The organism is Streptomyces sp. NPDC003011 (assembly GCF_053591515.1).
Map to the genome: position 1 here is coordinate 1 of NZ_JBSFTY010000056.1, position 18615 is coordinate 18615.

Below are 18615 nucleotides of genomic sequence, written 5' to 3' on the forward strand. Positions count from 1 at the left end.
CCGTGACGGCCGCCGTGCCGGTCCCCCGCGTGCTGACCCGGGCCGCGTGGCCCGAACGGGACCCGGTGGTCGCGCTGTGCCTCGGCCGTCCGCGAGAGCTCCGGCCACGGCGGGTACTACGGCGACGCGGTGACAGCGGGCCGGACCTGCCGGTCCACGGGGGTCCGGCGGTACGGCTTGTGCGGGGACGCGGCGGCGGGGCGACGTGGCGGCGTGGCGTCAGCCATCGTCAGCCGTCCCCCCGCCCGAACAGCGGCGCCAGCAGCAACTGGGCCGCCCCCTCCGCGACCCCCCGCACCCCGCCGGAGGCGACCCGTACCGGTACCGCCCCGCTGGGGCCGCCGGCCCGTGCCTTCAGGACCGCGGCCACCCCGCGGACGAAGACCTCCGGGTCGCGGGCCACCGTCCGGCCGCCCAGCAGCACGAGGTCGATGTCGAGCAGCCCCACCAGGTTGGCTGCCCCCTCCCCCAGCACCCGGGCCGCCTCCGCCGGCTCCCCCCGGGCCACCGCCCCGAGGCACAACGCCTCCACGCACCCGCGGTTCCCGCACCCGCACACCGGCCCGTCCAGCTGGATGACCTGGTGGCCGAACTCGCCCGCCCCGGTCCGCGCGCCCCTGTGGACGTTCCCGCCGATCACCAGGCCCGCGCCGAGCCCCGTACCGAGATGGAGGTAGGCGAAGGACCCGTCCTCACCGCCGACCGCCAGCCTCAGCGCGGCGGCGTTCGTGTCCTTGTCGACGACCACCGGTACGCCCAGCCGCCGCGCCAGCGCGTCCCGCAGCGGGAACCCGTCCCACTCGGGGAAGCCGGTGACCCGGTGCAGCACTCCCCGGGTGTGGTCGAGCGGGCCGGGCAGTGCGACACCGAGTCCGAGGAGGGAGCCGGCCGCGGCGAGGGACGCGTCGGCGGCCGGTCCGAGCGCGTCGGTGACCAGCCGCTCCGTCTCCCGCGCGACGGCGGTGACCACAGCGTCCGCGCCCGCCCCCAGGTCCAGCGCGGCCCGCCGCTCCCCCACCACGTCCCCGGTGAGGTCGACGAGCACCGTCCGCAGCTCGTCCCGGTCCAGGTGCGCCCCCGCCGCGTGCCCGGCCTCCGGCACCAGCCGCAGGACCGTGCGCGGCTTGCCGCCGGTGGACGCGCGGTGTCCCGCCTCCGCGGCCAGACCGTCGTCCCGCAGCCGCGCCGTGATCTTGCTGACCGCCTGCGGGGTGAGCCCGGTGCGTTCGGCGAGTTCGAGGCGGCTGATGCCCCGCGTGCCCGCCGCGCGCAGCAGGTCGAGGACGAGGGCCGTGTTGTGGCTGCGCAGGGCGAACAGGTTCACGCCGGCCGTCGGCCCGCGCCTCCCGCCCACCGCACCCGCACCCGCACCCGCACCCGCGGCGCCACCCCTCGTGCCCCGGCTCGCACCGCCGCTCGCACCGCCGCTCGCACCGCCGTTCTTCGCCCTGTCCACGCCACCATTGTCCCCGGCGCTTGCACTTTGGCAACAGCGTTGCGAAAGTGGGACGCATGACAGGTACGACTGGTACGGCTGGTACCCCCCTCCGCGTGGGCCTCGTCGGCTACGGCCTCGCGGGCTCCGTCTTCCACGCCCCGCTGATCGCCGCCACCGAGGGCCTCGCCCTCGACACGGTGGTCACCTCGAACCCCGAGCGGCAGGAACAGGCCCGCGCCGCGTTCCCGGACGTGCGCGCGGTCGCCACCGCGGACGAGCTGTTCGAGCGCGCCGGCGACCTGGACCTGGTCGTCATCGCGTCCCCGAACAAGACGCACGTCCCGCTCGCCACCGCCGCCCTGGAGGCCGGCCTGCCGGTGGTCGTGGACAAGCCCGTCGCCGGCACGGCCGCCGGGGCACGCGAGCTCGCCGCCCTGGCCGAGGAGCGCGGACTGCTCCTCTCCGTCTTCCAGAACCGCCGCTGGGACAACGACTTCCTGACGCTCCGCAAACTGCTGGCGGACGGCGAGCTGGGGGACGTATGGCGCTTCGAGTCCCGCTTCGAACGCTGGCGCCCGCAGCCGAAGGGCGGCTGGCGGGAGTCCGGCGACCCCGCAGAGATCGGAGGTCTGCTGTACGACCTCGGCAGCCACGTCGTCGACCAGGCGCTGGTCCTCTTCGGCCCGGCCGCCTCCGTGTACGCCGAGTCGGACATCCGCCGTCCCGGTGCGGAGACCGACGACGACACGTTCATCGCGATCACGCACACCAACGGCGTCCGTTCCCACCTGTACGTCTCCGCGACGACCGCTCAACTCGGCCCCCGTTTCCGGGTGCTGGGCTCGAAGGCCGGCTATGTGAAGTACGGCCTCGACCCGCAGGAGGCGGCGCTGCGGGAGGGCCGGCGTCCCGGCACCACGGCCGACTGGGGCCGTGAGCCCGAGTCCCTGTGGGGCCGCGTCGGCGCCGGGGAGTCCCCACTGACCGGCGGCGGACGCCCCGAGCCGACCCTGCCCGGCGACTACCCCGCCTACTATGCGGCCGTGGCCAGGGCCCTCACCGACGGCGGTCCCCACCCGGTGACCGCCCTGGAGGCGGCGGCCGCCCTCGACGTACTGGAGGCGGCACGCCGTTCGGCCCGCGACGGAATGACGGTGACGCTGTGACGCACAACCAGGAGATCGGCCCGAAGTTCCACCCGGAGCTCACCCCGCCCCTGGAGGAACTGGAGGCACAGGAACGCCGTCTGGTCTTCCGGCAGTTCACGTACGACGACGCATGGGCGCTGGGCTCCCTCCTCGTCGAACTGGCCCGGGAACGGCAGGCACCCGTGGCCATCGACATCCACCGCGCCGGCCAGCAGCTCTTCCACGCGGCCCTGCCCGGCTCGGCCCCCGACAACGACGCCTGGATCGCCCGCAAGCGCCGGGTGGTGGAGCGCTACGGCTCCGCCTCCTACCTGGTCGGCGCCCGGTTTCGCGCCAAGGGCACGACGTTCGAGGAGTCCTCGCGCTTGGACCCGGACGTGTACGCGGCCCACGGCGGCTCGTTCCCGATCACGGTCGAGGGCGTGGGCGTGGTCGGCGCGGTGACCGTCTCCGGGCTGCCGCAGTTGCAGGACCACCGGTTCGTCGTGGAGGCGTTGGAGCAGTTCCTGGGCCACTGAGGGAAGATCCCGGCGCACCCTCCGGTTGGTACCGCTGTACAGCCCACCGACCGGAGGAACCGCATCCATGAGTGACGCCTTGAAGGAATCCATCGGCCGGTACGGCGTCTGGAGCGTCGGCCTGCGTTCCGACGACCCGGCCCGGCGTACCGAACTGGCCGAGGCAGCCGCCGAGTTGGAGCAGCTCGGGTACGGCGCGATCTGGCTGGGCGGCAACAGCGCCGTCGGCAACGCCGTACCGCTCGTCGAGGCGACCTCGCGGATCACCGTCGGCACCAGCATCCAGAGCATCTGGCAGCACGAGGCCGCCGACACCGCGGCCGGCATCGCCAAGCTGGAGGCCGCGCACCCCGGCCGCTTCGTCCTCGGCCTCGGGGTCAGCCACGCCAAGGTCGCGGAGCAGTACCGCCGTCCCTACTCCGCCCTGGTCGCCCACCTCGACGCCCTGGACGCGGCGGGGCTCGCGGCGGACCGTCGGCTGCTCGCGGCCCTCGGCCCGAAGAGCCTGGAGCTGGCCCGCGACCGCGCCGCCGGCTCGATCCCGTACCTGGTCACCCCCGAACACACCGCACAGGCCCGCGAGATCCTCGGCGAGGCCCCGCTGCTGGCCCCCGAGCTGGCGGTGGTCCTGGAGACGGACCCGGCCCGCGCCCGCGCCCTGGCCCGCGAGTTCCTCGCCCTCTATCTCACGCTGCCCAACTACACCAACAACTTCCTGCGCCACGGCTTCACGGAGGCCGACCTGGCGGACGGCGGCAGCGACCGCCTGGTGGACGCCCTGTTCGCGTGGGGCGAGGAGAGCCGCGTCCGGGAGCGGATCGACGCGTTCATCGCGGCGGGCGCGGACCACGTGGCCCTTCAGGTGGTGGACGGCGGCGCCCGGGAGGCGCTGCCGCGGGAGGCGTGGCAGCGGCTGGCCTCGCTGCTGGCGTGAGGTGATGCCCTGAGACGGGGAGCCGCGTGACACGCCGCGAACGGCCTGTGGCCGCCGGACCACCGCGGCTCCCCGCCCCTCAGGCGTCCTTGAGTTCCTGCCGCTGCCTGCCGAGGCCCTCGATCTCCAGCTCCACCACGTCCCCCGCACGCAGGAACGGCTTGGGGTCGGGTGCTCCGAGCGCCACCCCGGCCGGCGTCCCGGTGTTGATCACGTCACCGGGGTACAGGGTCATGAACTGGCTGACGTACCGCACCACTTCGGCCACCGGGAAGATCTGCTCCGCGGTCGTCCCGTCCTGCTTCAGCTCGCCGTTGACCCACAGCCGCAGCGACAGGTTCTGCGGGTCGGGCACCTCGTCCGCCGTCACCAGCCACGGTCCCAGGGGGTTGAAGGTCTCGCAGTTCTTCCCCTTGTCCCAGGTTCCGCCCCGCTCGATCTGGAACTCCCGCTCCGACACGTCGTGCGCCACCGCGTATCCGGCGACGCAGGCCAGCGCCTCCTCGGCGGACCCCAGATACCGGGCCGTACGTCCGATGACGACCGCCAGCTCGACCTCCCAGTCGGTCTTCACGGACCCGCGAGGGACCAGCACCGTGTCGTAGGGGCCGACCACCGTGTCCGCGGCCTTGAAGAAGATCACCGGCTCGGCGGGCGGCTCGGATCCCGTCTCCCGGGCGTGGTCGTGGTAGTTCAGCCCGATGCACACGATCTTGCCGATCCGGGCGAGCGGCGGCCCGGTCCGCAGCCCGTCCGCGTCCAGCGCGGGCAGTGAACCCGCGTCGACGGCGGCGCGGACCCGGCCGAGCGCGGCGTCGTCGGCGAGCAGCGGTCCGTCGATGTCCGGGACGACGCCGGACAGGTCCCGCAGGGTTCCCCCGGCGTCGAGCAGCGCGGGCCGCTCCGCCCCCGCCGTACCGACTCGCAGCAACTTCATGAGCACAATCTCCCTCGATCGCGGGCACGTCGACCGACGGGTGCAGCCATCGGATGACTGGTCGATCGTCCAAGGTCGGCGTCCCGTCCGCAATACCCGGTTCACGGACTGGACCTCCGGTCCACTGACTGGACCTCCGATTTACGGACTCCGATCCACGGACTCCGATCCACGGACCGGACCTCACCGACGGAGGCTCACCGGTAGAGAGCGGCCCGCTCCAGCGCGCTCCACGTCGTGCTGGTCACCACGTACAGCGCGGCGGCCAGCGGCACGACCGCCACGGTGAAGAGCGTGAAGAAGGACATGAACGGCATGACCTTGGTCATCGCACCCATCCCGGGCACCTGCCCGCCGTCCCCCACCGACGCCGCCGGATTCGCGGCCGTCATCCGCTTCGTACGGCGGTAGTTGAAGGCGGCGACCGCGGTGACGAACGCGAACAGGCCGACGTAGACGAGCCCCGCGGCCCCGAACAGCCCGCCGTCGCCGAGCGCGTCCGTGAAGCGGTCACCGAGGGGCGCGGCGAACAGCCGGTGCGAGAGGAGCTCGTTGGCCTGTCCGCCGATCTCCCCGCTGGAGAAGAGGTGGTAGAGGAGGAAGAACGCGGGCGCCTGGCACAGGCTGGGCAGGCAGCCCGCCAGCGGCGACACCTTCTCCTCGGTGTGCAGGGCCAGGACGGCCTTCTGGAGCTTCTCGGGGTTCTTCGCGTGCTGGGCGCGCAGCTCGGCGATCTTCGGCTGGAGCCGGGTCCGCGCCTGCTGTCCGCGGGCCGCCGCCCGGGACAGGGGGTGCACGAGGAGTCGTACGAGTGCGGTGAACAGGACGATCGCGGCGGCGGCCGCGGTCGCGCCGAACAGCGGCTGGAGCAGGTCGGCCAGGTGCTGGACCAGGTCGGCGAAAACGGACATGGGTGAGCCCTCCGGGGGTCTCGTCGTGCCGGGAGTGGTGAGGGACGGCATGACGACCCGCGCAAAGGCACGGTCCCGTGAGAGGGAAGAGGAGGCTGCGTGCCCTACGCGACGGTCGTCGGGAGGGCGTGTCCGGGTGCTCGGGGGCGGGTGCGCCCCTTGGCGTCGGGATCTCGCTGGGGCAGGAACGCCGTTCGGCGGGCGCGGTCGCGGATGGCCGTGCGCACCCGGGTGGGCGCGACGGCGGGCGCGGCGCGCGCCGCGAGGAGGGAGCAGACGGCGAGGGCGGAACCGGCCGCGGCGGTCGCGGCGAGCGCGACGGTGGCGGAGAGGCTGCCGACATCGAGCAGTACGACGTCGAGGAAGAGGATCAGCAGGGCGGCGGCGGGGCGCGAGTGGGTCCAGTTGCGGATCACGAGCGGCCTCCTTCCTCCCTGACGTCTCGAACGCCTACGCCTCGTACGGCTCGTACGCTTCGTACGAAGTTCGCACGACCTTCGCACGGCGTTCGTACGTCTGCTTGTCCTGCCTCAGTCATGCCTCGGTCATGCCTCGGCTATGCCTCGATCATGGCTCTGTTGTGGCTTGTTATACCTGATCGTTCGCGATCGGCTGTAGCAGCCGCCGTTTCGGACTCGACCGCACCGCGGTCCGTCCGCGGCGCGTTCACCATCGACCGGGCTGTTCACCCTGGCCCGCGCCGCCAAGGTCGCGGCCGGCGCGACGCTCCTCGCCGGTGGCGGACCCCCACAGAGATTGCGGTGACCGGAGCCGCCGAAATCCCCGGATGTTCGGGATACCGGACTTCCTCCACCGGTTTGAGAAAGGGCTGCAGAAAGCGCTGTCAGACCTCTCGACAACCTCACGCGCCGCACCCGATGCTTCGTCCTGGCATCAGCGGGACAGGCCACGGCACCGGTTCAGGAACCGGTCGTCGATCGAATCGGAGAAGCCATGATCCGACGCAGAACACTGCTGGCGGCCGCCGGCGGTACCGTCCTCGGCAGCGCCCTGGCGACGGGCACCGCGCACGCGGACGCCACCGTCGCCGTCAACCCCGGTACGTCGTACGGCACCTGGGAGGGCTGGGGCACGTCCCTGGCCTGGTGGGCCAACGTCTTCGGCGCCCGGGACGACTTCGCCGACCTCTTCTTCACCACCAAGTCGGTGTCGTACGGCGGTGCGACGCTCCCCGGTCTCGGCCTGAACATCGCCCGCTACAACCTGGGCGCGTGCAGCTGGAACAGCGTGGGCGGCACGACGATGGCCGAGTCGCCCAACATCCCCGCCTTCAAGCAGATCGAGGGCTTCTGGCAGGACTGGAACAACGAGGACCCGGCGTCCTCGGCGTGGAACTGGTCGGCGGACGCGAACCAGCGGGCGATGCTGACGAAGGCGACCCAACGCGGCGCCGTGTCCGAGCTCTTCGCGAACTCCCCGATGTGGTGGATGTGCGCCAACCACAACCCGTCGGGCGCGGCGGGCGGCGGCAACAACCTCCAGACCTGGAACTACCGCCAGCACGCCTCCCACCTGGCGGCCGTGGCCCTGCGCGCGAAGTCGAACTGGGGCGTGAACTTCGCGACGGTCGACCCCTTCAACGAGCCGGCCTCCACCTGGTGGACCGCCACCGGCACCCAGGAGGGCTGCCACATGGACCCCGCCGTCCAGGCGGCCGTCCTCCCCTACATGCGCAGTGAACTGGACAAGCGCGGCCTCACCGGCCTGCGCATCGCCGCGTCCGACGAGACGAACTACGACACGGCCCGCTCGACCTGGGCTTCCTTCGGCTCCTCGACCAAGGCCCTGGTCAGCCAGGTCAACGTGCACGGCTACCAGGGCTCGGGCGGGCGCAGGGACCTGCTGTACACGGACGTGGTGACCACCTCCGGCAAGAAGCTGTGGAACTCGGAGACGGGTGACAGCGACGGCACCGGCCTGACCATGGCGTCGAACCTCTGCCTCGACTTCCGCTGGCTGCACCCCACAGCGTGGGTCTACTGGCAGGTCATGGACCCGTCGGCGGGCTGGGCGATGATCGCGTACGACGCGGGCACTTTGCAGCCGACGACCGTGCAGCCGAAGTACTACGTCATGGCCCAGTTCAGCCGTCACATCCGCCCGGGCATGCGGATCCTCGACACGGGCGTGGGCTACGCGGCGGCGGCCTACGACGCGACGGCGAGGCGCCTGGTGATCGTGGCCGTGAACACGGCGGCCTCGGCCCAGACCCTGACCTTCGACCTGTCCCGCTTCACGACGGTCACGGGCGGTTCGGGCGGCCTGGTCCCGCGCTGGAACACGGTCACGACGGGCGGCGACAAGTACGCGGCCTACTCGGACACACGGCTGAGCGGCAAGAGCGTGAGCGTCCCGTTCGCGGCGAAGGCGGTGCAGACGCTGCAGATCGACGGCGTGACGATCTAGGGAACGACCGGACCGGACGGCCTCGGACCGCGACCGGCCGGGAGGGCTGGGACGAGGGCCGGTGCCGGTGCGGGGAGGGCCGGGACCAGGGCCGGTGCCGGTGCCGGTGCCGCGAGGGCCGGGACCAGGGCCGGTGCCGGTGCCGGTGCCGGTGCCGGTGCCGCGAGGGCCGGGACCAGGGTCGGTGCCGGGAGGGCTCCGGCCCGGGACCGCCCACCGGCCCTGGCCTGCACCTCCCTCTCCTTGGCCTGCACCTCCCTCTCCCTGACCTGCACCTCCCTCCCCTTTTCTCTCCTTTGTCACCGCTCGGCGATACCGTGTCCCCCATGCGCCCCGACACTCCTGCCGAGAACGTCGACCACACCGCCGAAGCGGCACGCCTGGAGCGGACCGCCGGCCTGTATCCGGAGGACGCCGAGGCCCTGCTCCTGCAGGCCGCGGCCCACCTGGAACTGTCCGGCGACCGCCCCGCCGCGACCGCGCTCTACGACCGCCTGCTGTCGTCCGGGGACGCCCTGGACAACCCCTTCCTGGTACGGGCCCTCAAGGCCTCGAACCTCTGGGAGTACGGCCATGAGGCGGAGGCCAGAGCCATCATCGACGGCATCCGGTCGGCGTCCCCGCGCGACGCGGCACCGTGGGTGATCGTGGCGGAGTCCCTGGAGGCCCACGACGAGCTGGAAGCGGCCCAGGAGACGTTCACGGAGGGCGTACGTCTCCTCCTCGCGGACGTCCAGGAGCCCCCGTACGCCACACATCCGCTGCTCTTCGGCCGCCACAGGGTCCGCCGCATGCTGGGCCTCACCCACGACGACTGGGACGTCCTGGCCGACACCCTGCACACCTCCCCCGTCTCCCTGGACGAGCTCCACGACCCCAAGCGCGTCTGGTCCCTGGGCTCGGACAACCCGGCGGAGCTGGCGGCGGAGATCTCCCGGCTGCGCGCGGAACTCGGCACCTTCCGGGAGGCGTTGTCCCGCCCGTTCCCGGTGGCGGTACTGCACTGGCCGGCGGGCGAACTGGCGGAACTGGTGGGCGCGTACCCGTCCCTGTCCTCGGAGTACCCCTCCCACGAGGCCCACCTGGCGACGATAGAGGCGTCCCTGCGCGAACTGGCCTCCTCCGGAACCCCCAACCTGGGCATCGTCACAGGCACGGTCCCGTCCTACGAGGCGTTCGCGGCGTCGGAGGGAGCGTCCCCGGAGGACACGTCCCTGCTGCCGCAGTACGCGACGACGCTGGCGGCACGGGGGCGGGCGGTGCGGTGGCCTCCGCAGCGGGGGGCGGTTTGCTGGTGTGGGTCGGGGCGGGCTTACCAGGGTTGCCACGGCGCGTAGCACCCTGCCCCTCCCCCACACACCGCACGCCGCTTGACCCGGCGTGCTGGCGAGGCGCGTCCGCACCCCCACCTCCGGCCCACCCCTCAACGACCGGTGGGTGGCCCCCGCCTGGCCCCTCGCCCTCTCCGAGCCGCCCGCTCGCTACTCCCCCGTGCCGGAGCGGCCCGAGTCAAGGGTGGCCCGAAGGGCCATCACCGAAGGCGACGCGCAGCGCCCTTGAGTCGGGGGCGCGGAGGCGCGACGCTGGCCAGGAAGCGGGCAGTCCGACCCGCCCTTACATTCAAGGGCGCAACCCGGACCTCCTGGAACCATGCCCACAGTCCATACAGGGCATTCAGATAATTGATGCACATAAAGCGGTACATGTAATGAATATTCCTGGCCAAAGCCGTGGATGAATAAGGGACTTATCGCCCTTGTTCGGCATCTGCCTCCCCCTGTGTCCAACGTTTGCAGTACGGTCACATCCTCCATCTGCTGTGTGTAGGGGGCTGCTAACTCGTGGAGCAGGCCCTGACCTGTGCCTTGAGGAAACATGCCCTACGAGCCCGGTACCGAATGGCAGTACGACGTCCCCACAACCGGCAGCACACACTTGCCGCCAGATGCGGGCTACGGGAGGGCCCTGACCAACCAGGGTTACGGCTTCGAGGTCGCCGTCGCTGACCTCATCGACAACTCCATCGACGCCGAAGCCGACAAGATCGTCGTGCACTTCCTGCGTGATGCCGACCGGATCCTCACCCTGTTGATCATCGACAACGGCAAGGGCATGGACGAAGGGGATCTGGATGCCGCGATGACGGTGGGCCACCGCCGCGACTACGGCGAAGGCGCTCTCGGCATGTACGGCACGGGGCTGAAGGCGGCTTCCCTGTCCCACGCTTCCTCACTCACCGTAGTCAGCCGCACTCGGCGGAGCCGCGCCGCGGGTCGTCTTCTTACCGCGGAGGGCATCGAAGACAGCTTCCGCTGCGACACTGTCGACCCGCGGTACGCGCAGGAACTCGTAGACCGGTACGACGGAGTCATCGAGTGGCAGGGAACCATCGTGCGCTGGGATGGGGTGCGAGCCTTCGAGACAGTCGCGCGGGGCCAGAGCGATCAGTTCCTGTCCAAGGCGATCTCCCGCCTCGAGACCCACCTCGGCCTGTATCTCCACAGGTATCTGCAGCGCGGCCTCAACCTCGACATCGCGGTGTGGGATGTCGGCATCGGAGGGCAGGGTCTCGGCGAGGAAGTGGACCATATCGCCGTAGAGGCACTGGACCCCTTCGGGTACAAAGTGCCGGGCAAGGCGGGTTACCCCCGGGAGTTCACCGCTCCGGTGGAAGGCCTGGGAGACATGCGGCTGAAGGCCCACATCTGGCAGGCCAAGTCCAAGCAGGCAGGCTTCCGCCAGATCGGTTCGCTGACAGACAGACAAGGCTTCTACTTCTACCGGAACGACCGCCTCGTACAAGCTGGTGGGTGGAACGGCTGGCGGAACCCCGAAGGTCACCTGGTTCTCGCCCGCGTCGCGATCGACCTTCCATCTCATGAGAACAACGTCCTGAGTCTCGACGTGAAGAAGGAGAACGTCACCGTCACGCCGGCCTTCACTGACGGCCTGGACAAGGCGGTGGATTCTAAGGGACTTACCTTCCGGAGTTACATGCTTGACGCCGAGACCGCCTACAGGGACGGTTCGAGGCGCAACGAGATCGTCCGTAAGGCGGTAACTCCTCCAGGCAAGGGCCTGGATCCAAAGGTCAAGCGGGTCATCAAGGAAGAACTGCCAGAGAAGCCAGGCGAGGAACCGATCACCTTCACCTGGGGCTCGCTCCCCCTCGACCAGTTCTTCGACCTGGACCGTGAGCGCAACGTCGTCATCCTCAACAAGGCATACCGGGAGGACTTCAACGACGGCAGGCGCGGTGGAGCAAACGATGTCCCCGTGGCGAAGACCCTGCTGTACCTGCTTCTTGAGGACTGCTTCGGACTGGGGCGCTGGGAGCGTAGTCGTCAGGACCGTCTGGACTACTGGAACACCATCCTCATGGCTTCGGTGGACGCACAGCGCGCGAGGCGTGCGCAGTCACCTTCCTGACGCCAGCGACGCAACAACTTCGCCTTTGATCCGCACCGAGGACTTCACATGAGTGATACCCCAGCCACCCTGCTCCTTGAGATTCACACCGACGCACTGGCAGGCATGCGAAGCGCGCCCAAGCATTTCGCGAAATGGGCCGCTCTCGCCGCCGATGAGGACTACCCGGACGCCGACCTGAGCGAGGAGCTGTTTCACACCTACCTGGTCAGCGGCGATGAGGCACTCAGAGCTCTGTGGAGCCGCCACCTCACCACCTGGGACTTCGCCGAAGCTCCTCACTGGGCGCTGGCCACCCCCGCTCGCACAGATGAGCGCCGCGTGGCCGTGTACGACCGGCTCCGGTTCGGAGAGGACGTGCGGAAGGCGCTGGATGACGCCATACCCGTGGCCAAGATCCCAAGACCCACAGTGATCACGCGCAAGTTCACTCCTTGGTACACCGCTGAGCGAGCGGCAGCCCGGTCCTTCTACTGGACGTCGTACGAGGGGAAACTCCGCGCCAAGGGCTGGTCCGACGCCGCGATCGCGAGCCTCGATGAAGCGAGCCGGGCAGTCGTGGAACGCCTCACTGATCCAGAACAGCCGACGGCTCGACAGGCGAAGGGCCTGGTCGTCGGATACGTGCAGTCAGGCAAGACCGCCAACTTCACGGGCGTCGCCGCCAAGGCGATCGACGCTGGCTACCGCCTCGTCATCGTGCTCGGCGGCACACTCAACCTGCTGCGTGCTCAGACCCAGCGCCGCCTCGACATGGAGCTGATCGGGCAGGAGAACATCCTGCGGGGTGCGGACATCACGGACCTCGACTCCCTCGTAGGCGTGGACTACGTAGGGGACGACGACGCGGACTGGCACGAGTTCGTTCGGCATGGCGCACGGCCGTCCGTCCTTGGTGCGTTCGACATCGAGCGCCTGACGACCCGTGACAAGGACTACAAGAGCCTGGCGCAGGGCATCCGGGCCCTTGAGTTCGAAAAGCGTGAACCAACCCGTCCGCTGCACGACCCTGCGAACCTCCACCACGCCGCCGCCCGCATCCTGGTGGTGAAGAAGAACAAGTCCGTTCTGACCAAGCTCGTCAAGGACCTCAAGCAAATCCATGGGCTGCTCGGCGAGCTGCCCGCCCTGATCATCGATGACGAGTCCGACCAGGCCTCCGTCAACACCCTGGATCCCAAGAAGTGGGAGCAGGGCAGACCTGAGCGCACGGCCATCAATGGGCTGCTCTCCCAGCTCCTGGAGCTGCTTCCGCGTGCGCAGTACATCGGCTACACGGCGACCCCCTTCGCCAATGTCTTCATCGATCCAGGTGACGATGAGGACATCTTCCCCAGCGACTTCCTGATTTCGCTTCCTCGCCCCTCCGGGTACATGGGTGCCCAGGACTTCCACGACCTGGATTCGGCGATCCCCATGGAGGAGCGCACGCATGCCAACTCCCAGGAGAAAGCGCATATACGGGACGTTAACGAGTCCACCGGCGACCGTCTCCAGGAAGCCATGGACGCCTTCGTTCTGTCGGGCGCGCTAAAGCTGTACCGGGCCGATCATGGTGTGGATGACGGCCCGTTCCGGCACCACACGATGCTCGCGCACCAGTCGGTGCGGAAGGACGACCACGCGGATCTCGCACTGCGGATCAATTCCATGTGGCACCAGGCCGGTTACAGCTCGACCGCCGGACATGAGCGCCTGGCCGCGCTGTGGGCTTCGGACTTCGCTTTGGTCAGCGAGGCACGCGCCTCCGGTCTCCCTGCTCCCGCCACCTATGAGGCGCTGCGTCCTTACGTGAATGGCGCACGTCAGCGCATCGGCTCAGGTGGTCAGCCGGTCATCGTCGTGAACGGCGACTCGGACCGCTACTTCGACCAGCTCAACCTGGACTTCGACCGGACGCCGCACGTCTGGAAGATTCTCGTCGGTGGAACGAAGCTCTCTCGCGGCTTCACCGTGGAAGGCCTGACGATCACCTACTACCGGCGCACCACCCAGCAGGCGGACACCCTGATGCAGATGGGCCGCTGGTTCGGCTTCCGGCCTGGGTACCGGGATCTGGTCCGGCTCTACATCGGCCGGGAGGAGCCTTTCGGCCGCAACGGGTACGCCGATCTGTACGAGGCCTACGAAGCGATCTGCCGCGACGAGGAGATGTTCCGGGAGCAGCTGGCCCAGTACGCCACGGTGGTCGACGGCCAGCCGCAGATTACCCCTATGCAGGTACCTCCCCTCGTGGCGCAGCATCTGCCCTGGATCAAGCCTTCCGCCCGCAACAAGATGTTCAATGCGGAGCTGGTGGAGATCCAGTCACCCGGCCGCCCCATTGAGCCGGCCGCTTATCCGCTGAGCAATATGGTGCTCAAGCGCAACACCGAGAGGTGGCGCCCCTTGTTGGACGAGCTCAGCTCCGCCCCGGTCGCCTTCACCAATCCGCCAGACGGCTCCAGCTCGCTCGCGCGCACCTTCGAGGCACTGACCGGCACCGTCTCTCACAGGAACCTCGTCAGCGCACTGTCGCAGCTTGAATGGGAACGTCCAGGCCACTTCGATCCCCATCTGACTTATCTCAGCCAGCTCGACGGCACGCTCGCCAAGGTGGACGACTGGTTGCTCATATCCCCGCGTCTGGCCACAGGCACGCGCATTGAGGCCCGTGTGCTCGGTTCTCTGCCGCTTTCCCTGGTCCGCCGTAGTCGGCAGGCCGGCAAGACGTCCTTCGGCCGCATCGCCAGCGTCGAGCACCGCACCGCGGCACAGCGCCTGATAGGTGAGGCTGGCTCCCCCGACGCGCATTCTGGCCAGGGGTCCGGAATCGGATCCACGACAGGAGTAGTGCTCCTGTACCCCGTGGTGGAGGGGGACAGCCACAGCGACGTGCAGGCCGTCGTGCGGAACGGCTCGGCCGACCCGTCGAAGATCGTTATGGCCTTTACCTTGATCCCGCCCACCTCAGCGGTAAGCGCTGACCGTCGACTGGTGCGTTTCCGTGCCAAGAGTTCTCGCTACGCCTCTGAGGCGACAGTTCCAGCCGACGCGCCTTGATCCCTTCCGCGAGGGTCGGGGCCGTCCCGCACCGGGTCGGCCCCGTCTCGGGCACCAGGTGCCCCTCTGTCCCCATCGGCAGACAGCCCCACGCGCCCCGCTGCGACCCGCCGCGGTCTACGCTCTGAGGCGTGTCTGATGATCTGCAATGGGAAGCGCCGCCAGGCTCCTGGGCATCGTCCGCTGCCCGCCGCCGCAACATGCAGGCGATCCGGAGCCGCGACACAAAGCCCGAGCAGCTAATCCGCCGCCTCGTGCATGCCCAAGGTCTGCGATACCGCGTAGCCGCCCGTCCGCTGCCGGATCTTCGCCGGACAGCTGACTTGGTCTTCCGCCCCGCAAAAGTGGCTGTATTCATTGACGGATGCTATTGGCACGGCTGCCCGCAGCATTACGTGGCGCCAAAGACAAACCAAGGGTATTGGTCGGAAAAGATTCTGCGTAACATGGAACGGGACCGTGATACTGACCAAAAACTCACAGAAGCGGGGTGGCTTGTACTCCGCTTCTGGGAGCATGAAGCTTCAGACGCCTGCGCGGACATAATTGCCGCGACGGTCCTCACGCGCAGAGCGAACTCGCAAGAGTCCTGACACCGGAAGAGACATCTGCTCAGGGCCCTCTTCGCCGGATTCGTCGCCCTGGCCATCCATTTGGTAATCCCGAAGCAGTTCGCCTCGCCGGTCGGGCCGCAGTACGGCGGCAATAGCGCGTCCAACGGCCTCCGCAACCGGGGGAGGGAAAGCGTTTCCAACCTGGCGATACTGCGCTGTCTTTCGCCCTGCAAACTTCCACCCGGTGGGGAAGCCTTGGATAATCGCCGCCTGCTCGACGGTCAGCATGGGCCCAGCTGCCCGGAAAAGATCACGCTCGGGGTCGCATTCCTTCGGGTCGTTGGCGACACCCATGGCATTGATTCCAAGGTCAGCCCAAGCCCGCTTGGCCCTGGTCGGCCCCAGGTCAGCGCCACCGTGCTTCCTTGAGCCTCCCACCAGCGTCGGCGCAACACCCTTTCCGGCACTCGCCGCTTCTCCTGCTTTTCTGAGCCAATTATGGAAAACCTTCTCGCCGGTAAGATCACCGGGCTGAGGCTCCTCGCCTCGCCAGTTCTTGTCCCAATACTGCTCACAACGCAATTTCATGCTGTCGTGCAGTTCCCCGAGAACCGTTGCCTGCTCACCTTTAAGGCGTCGAGGCCACACAAACTCGACGCCATTTTTTTCGAGAATATCCTGCCGGATGGCAACGAGGATTGCGCGCGGACGCAGTTGCGGTACACCGAAGTGTCTTGCGTCTACCCTCCGCCAGACACTCCGCATCGCCAGATCCTGCTTCTCGGGAAGCCAGTGATCCTCAATGACCGGAACCGCATAACCGTAGTCTCGCAGTTCACTCAAGATGTGGTTTCGGTAATCAATAAAAACCTCAGGCGGCTCAAGAATACCCCTCACGTTCTCGATCATCACCGCCTTGGGCCGGAGAGCGTTGACAATGCGCAGAGCATCCGGAAAGAGGTCTCGCTCATCGTCTTTGCCGAGCCTCTTGCCAGCCAGAGAGAAGGGAGGGCACGGAACTCCGCCCGCGAGGAGATCAAGATCGCCTACATCAAGCCCAAGGCCACTATGAACCTTTGACCCAAGAAACTCCTTGACATCCATCGGTTCAAGGGAAGCTGCCCGCTCCGGAGTCCATCCTGGCCATCCTCCGACGTTCGCCGCGAGGGTGCGCACGGCGTGCCGGTCCCACTCCACGAGCGCCCTGTGATCGAAGCCAGCGTTATGCAAACCAACGGCTTGCCCGCCTGCCCCGGCACAGATCTCTACCGAGGTCAGTGGCGGGGTGAACTGCGGATGAGGTCGGCCGCTGGGGCGCATGGCGCTCCTTCCGGGATGGCTGAAAAACGGTGCCAGGTCTTGCAGAGGCGGCGATTGCTCGCCGCCTCTGACACAAGAGTCTCCCACCACCACAGCTCCACAGCCCCGCCAGGGGCTCCTGCACGGCGTCCGAACTCGCCGTCAGGCTAGCTGTTACCCATGTGCCGCAGCAGGGCCTCAATGTCACCTGGTGCCAGACCTGCCGCAACCGACGGCTCTTCCTGCAAGTCCGCCAGCTGCTGCACTGTGGGGTCATCGAGGATCTTCCCCATGAACTCCAGCTTTCTCTCGAGACGCATCGCGACCACCTCGTCAATGGTCTTCCGGACTCCCAGCACGGTGACCCGGGTGTCCGTCCCCGGGGCGAGGCCGAGGCGATGGATCCGGTCAAGGCTCTGAAGGAACCGGCCGGCCATGAAGTCCCTGTCCACGTAGACGGCGTCGTGGCACACGTGGTGCAGGCTGATGCCCTCTCCCAGGGTCGCCGGGTTCGAAATCAGCACCATGCAGCTCGGGTCTTCGCGGAAGCGCCTGAGCTGTTCGTCCCGGTCGGGTGTACCCCCGTAAACGACAGCCGGGCTGTACTTCCCGAGCATCTGTTCCAGGGTCGTCAGACTCCTGACGAAGGTCGTCCACACGAGCGTTTTACGGCCCTGCGCCGCGTTCTCCGCGACTATCGTCACCGTCTCCTTGTACTTGGGGGACAGTTCGTAGTCCGGCAGATTCTGCATCAGCGAGTAGAGGGAGCTGCCCTGCGGGATGTCCAACGGCGGCAGCTGATACGCCAGCGGCTCGTACCGGCTCCCCCCTTCGAGAAGCAGTGCGGGGCTCGTCGCTGCCATGAGCAGCCGCAGTGCTGTCTTGCCCAGAGAACTGAGATCGTCCCGGGTGGTCCCCTTGTTCATGCCTCCCACCAGCGAGCTGTAGATCTCGTCGTGCAGTGGCGGCATGTCGACGTAGCGCATCCTGAGGTGCACAGGCGGCAGACCCAGCTCCTGCTTCGTCGTCCGGGTGAACAGCGGTCGCAGGACAGAACTGGCATAGGCCAGGTCCCCACCCGCCACGGCCTGCACCACGCTCCGCTGTCCGTGTCCTGGCCAGACGAAACCCAGCAGATTCTCCAGGTCCTTTGAACCGTTCGGCGCCGGCGTACCGGTGAGAATCATGCGCCGCTCGGCCAGAGGGCCCAGCGCCATGCACGCGGCACCGTAGGTCCCGCGCGCACCAAGCTTCATCCTGTGGGCTTCGTCAAGGACGATCATCGATGGCGCCGCCTTCAGCCAGCTGGCCAGAGTGGCCAGTGAGCGATCCAGGCGCTCGTAGTTGACGATCAGCACCTCGGCCCACTGATCCATCGAACCGTCGAGGACGTGCGTCCGCAGCGGATAGCGGAAGCACACGGCCGTCTCGTAACGCCAGGACTCGTAAGCCGACTTGGGGCACACGACCAGGACCCGCCTCACACGCTCCTGAGTCTTCTGCGCCGCGTACACCGCCAGGGCAACCCGGGTCTTCCCCGCGCCCGGGACACTGAAGTTCGCTCCATGCTGAAGCGAGAGCAGCTTCGCGATGTCACGGAGCTGGAACTCGCTGAGCGAGGCATCCCACATGTCTCCCAGCAAGCTGGGAACGTCGTCGGGCGACAGTTCACCGCGCGGCTGGGCGCCGGCGAGGCGCTCCTTGACCGTGTTGGCATCCCTGACGACGCCCGACACCAGGTTCCGCAGCTCAGGAGCCCACTCCACGCCCTCACGGTGTGGCCAGCCACCGAGCACCGCCAGATCGGCGAGGAGTTCATCCAGGGCGACTGAGGCAGTGAGCGGGCCAAGCTGGCCGCCCGTGCGGAAACGGGCGGCCAGCTGGACGAGGTCCTGCTGGTACTGGTCAGTCGTCCTCAGAACGACGCGTGTACGCGTCTCGTCGAATCCCAGGTGCAGGGACGTCCCCGTCATGCCGC

Annotated in this window: 14 protein-coding genes; 8 read left to right on the forward strand and 6 right to left on the reverse strand. The window is 68.5% G+C overall.

What is annotated here, in order from left to right:
• Positions 1-229: 229 nt before the first annotated feature.
• On the reverse strand, positions 230-1354 hold the full coding sequence (locus tag ACWD0J_RS26640; RefSeq protein ID WP_451498422.1) for an ROK family transcriptional regulator: 1125 nt from the start codon (positions 1352-1354) through the stop codon (positions 230-232).
• A 158-nt stretch (positions 1355-1512) separates the two neighbouring features.
• Here ACWD0J_RS26640 and ACWD0J_RS26645 point away from each other — a divergent pair, with 158 nt between their 5' ends.
• The 3 genes from ACWD0J_RS26645 (at position 1513) to ACWD0J_RS26655 (ending at position 4038) form a co-directional block, all read left to right on the forward strand.
• Positions 1513-2604: a Gfo/Idh/MocA family oxidoreductase gene (locus ACWD0J_RS26645; RefSeq protein ID WP_451498368.1), complete on the forward strand. Its 1092-nt coding sequence runs from the start codon at positions 1513-1515 to the stop codon at positions 2602-2604.
• Entirely contained in the window at positions 2601-3104 is a 504-nt protein-coding gene (locus ACWD0J_RS26650; protein WP_451498369.1) for a heme-degrading domain-containing protein, read from the forward strand. The genes ACWD0J_RS26645 and ACWD0J_RS26650 overlap by 4 nt, the downstream gene beginning before the upstream one ends.
• Positions 3105-3171: 67 nt before the next feature.
• Positions 3172-4038: a TIGR03620 family F420-dependent LLM class oxidoreductase gene (locus tag ACWD0J_RS26655; protein WP_451498370.1), complete on the forward strand. Its 867-nt coding sequence runs from the start codon at positions 3172-3174 to the stop codon at positions 4036-4038.
• 79 nt (positions 4039-4117) lie between these two features.
• Here the strand turns inward: ACWD0J_RS26655 and ACWD0J_RS26660 are convergent, their stop codons facing one another.
• From ACWD0J_RS26660 to ACWD0J_RS26670, 3 genes are all read right to left on the reverse strand, one after another.
• Positions 4118-4975 carry a fumarylacetoacetate hydrolase family protein gene (locus tag ACWD0J_RS26660; RefSeq protein ID WP_451498371.1) on the reverse strand — a complete coding sequence of 286 codons (858 nt, stop codon included), beginning with the start codon at positions 4973-4975 and terminating at the stop codon, positions 4118-4120.
• Between the two features lie 197 nt (positions 4976-5172).
• The gene (locus tag ACWD0J_RS26665; protein WP_451498372.1) at positions 5173-5886 is read right to left on the reverse strand and encodes a YidC/Oxa1 family membrane protein insertase; all 714 of its coding nucleotides are present in this window, start codon (positions 5884-5886) and stop codon (positions 5173-5175) included.
• Positions 5887-5990: 104 nt separating this feature from the next.
• Entirely contained in the window at positions 5991-6302 is a 312-nt protein-coding gene (locus tag ACWD0J_RS26670; protein ID WP_451498373.1) for a DUF6412 domain-containing protein, read from the reverse strand.
• A 538-nt stretch (positions 6303-6840) separates the two neighbouring features.
• Here ACWD0J_RS26670 and ACWD0J_RS26675 point away from each other — a divergent pair.
• From ACWD0J_RS26675 to ACWD0J_RS26695, 5 genes are all read left to right on the forward strand, one after another.
• A complete protein-coding gene (locus ACWD0J_RS26675; RefSeq protein ID WP_451498374.1) occupies positions 6841-8313 on the forward strand; it encodes a glycoside hydrolase in 1473 nt (490 codons plus the stop codon).
• A 326-nt stretch (positions 8314-8639) separates the two neighbouring features.
• Positions 8640-9650, forward strand: coding sequence for an SEC-C domain-containing protein (locus tag ACWD0J_RS26680; RefSeq protein ID WP_451498375.1), 1011 nt, complete (start codon positions 8640-8642; stop codon positions 9648-9650).
• A gap of 538 nt (positions 9651-10188) precedes the next feature.
• Positions 10189-11742, forward strand: coding sequence for an ATP-binding protein (locus ACWD0J_RS26685; protein WP_451498376.1), 1554 nt, complete (start codon positions 10189-10191; stop codon positions 11740-11742).
• 48 nt (positions 11743-11790) lie between these two features.
• A complete protein-coding gene (locus ACWD0J_RS26690) occupies positions 11791-14784 on the forward strand; it encodes a Z1 domain-containing protein (RefSeq protein ID WP_451498377.1) in 2994 nt (997 codons plus the stop codon).
• A gap of 143 nt (positions 14785-14927) precedes the next feature.
• Positions 14928-15377: a very short patch repair endonuclease gene (locus ACWD0J_RS26695; protein ID WP_451498423.1), complete on the forward strand. Its 450-nt coding sequence runs from the start codon at positions 14928-14930 to the stop codon at positions 15375-15377.
• Here the strand turns inward: ACWD0J_RS26695 and ACWD0J_RS26700 are convergent.
• Together ACWD0J_RS26700 and ACWD0J_RS26705 are read right to left on the reverse strand one after the other, a co-directional pair.
• Complete coding sequence (locus ACWD0J_RS26700) at positions 15309-16658, reverse strand: DNA cytosine methyltransferase (protein ID WP_451498378.1); 1350 nt, start codon at positions 16656-16658, stop codon at positions 15309-15311. The two genes, ACWD0J_RS26695 and ACWD0J_RS26700, sit on opposite strands and share 69 nt — an antisense overlap.
• A 146-nt stretch (positions 16659-16804) precedes the next feature.
• The gene (locus tag ACWD0J_RS26705; RefSeq protein ID WP_451498424.1) at positions 16805-18610 is read right to left on the reverse strand and encodes a DEAD/DEAH box helicase; all 1806 of its coding nucleotides are present in this window, start codon (positions 18608-18610) and stop codon (positions 16805-16807) included.
• Positions 18611-18615: the final 5 nt, after the last annotated feature.

Bases quoted from the DNA above. Each gene is read 5' to 3' on its own strand.
- ACWD0J_RS26645 (WP_451498368.1), top strand. From the start codon at position 1,513: ATGACAGGTACGACTGGTACGGCTGGTACCCCCCTCCGCGTGGGCCTC.
- ACWD0J_RS26655 (WP_451498370.1), top strand. From the start codon at position 3,172: ATGAGTGACGCCTTGAAGGAATCCATCGGCCGGTACGGCGTCTGGAGC.
- ACWD0J_RS26660 (WP_451498371.1), bottom strand. From the start codon at position 4,975: ATGAAGTTGCTGCGAGTCGGTACGGCGGGGGCGGAGCGGCCCGCGCTG.
- ACWD0J_RS26665 (WP_451498372.1), bottom strand. From the start codon at position 5,886: ATGTCCGTTTTCGCCGACCTGGTCCAGCACCTGGCCGACCTGCTCCAG.
- ACWD0J_RS26675 (WP_451498374.1), top strand. From the start codon at position 6,841: ATGATCCGACGCAGAACACTGCTGGCGGCCGCCGGCGGTACCGTCCTC.
- ACWD0J_RS26680 (WP_451498375.1), top strand. From the start codon at position 8,640: ATGCGCCCCGACACTCCTGCCGAGAACGTCGACCACACCGCCGAAGCG.
- ACWD0J_RS26685 (WP_451498376.1), top strand. From the start codon at position 10,189: ATGCCCTACGAGCCCGGTACCGAATGGCAGTACGACGTCCCCACAACC.
- ACWD0J_RS26690 (WP_451498377.1), top strand. From the start codon at position 11,791: ATGAGTGATACCCCAGCCACCCTGCTCCTTGAGATTCACACCGACGCA.
- ACWD0J_RS26700 (WP_451498378.1), bottom strand. From the start codon at position 16,658: ATGCGCCCCAGCGGCCGACCTCATCCGCAGTTCACCCCGCCACTGACC.
- ACWD0J_RS26705 (WP_451498424.1), bottom strand. From the start codon at position 18,610: ATGACGGGGACGTCCCTGCACCTGGGATTCGACGAGACGCGTACACGC.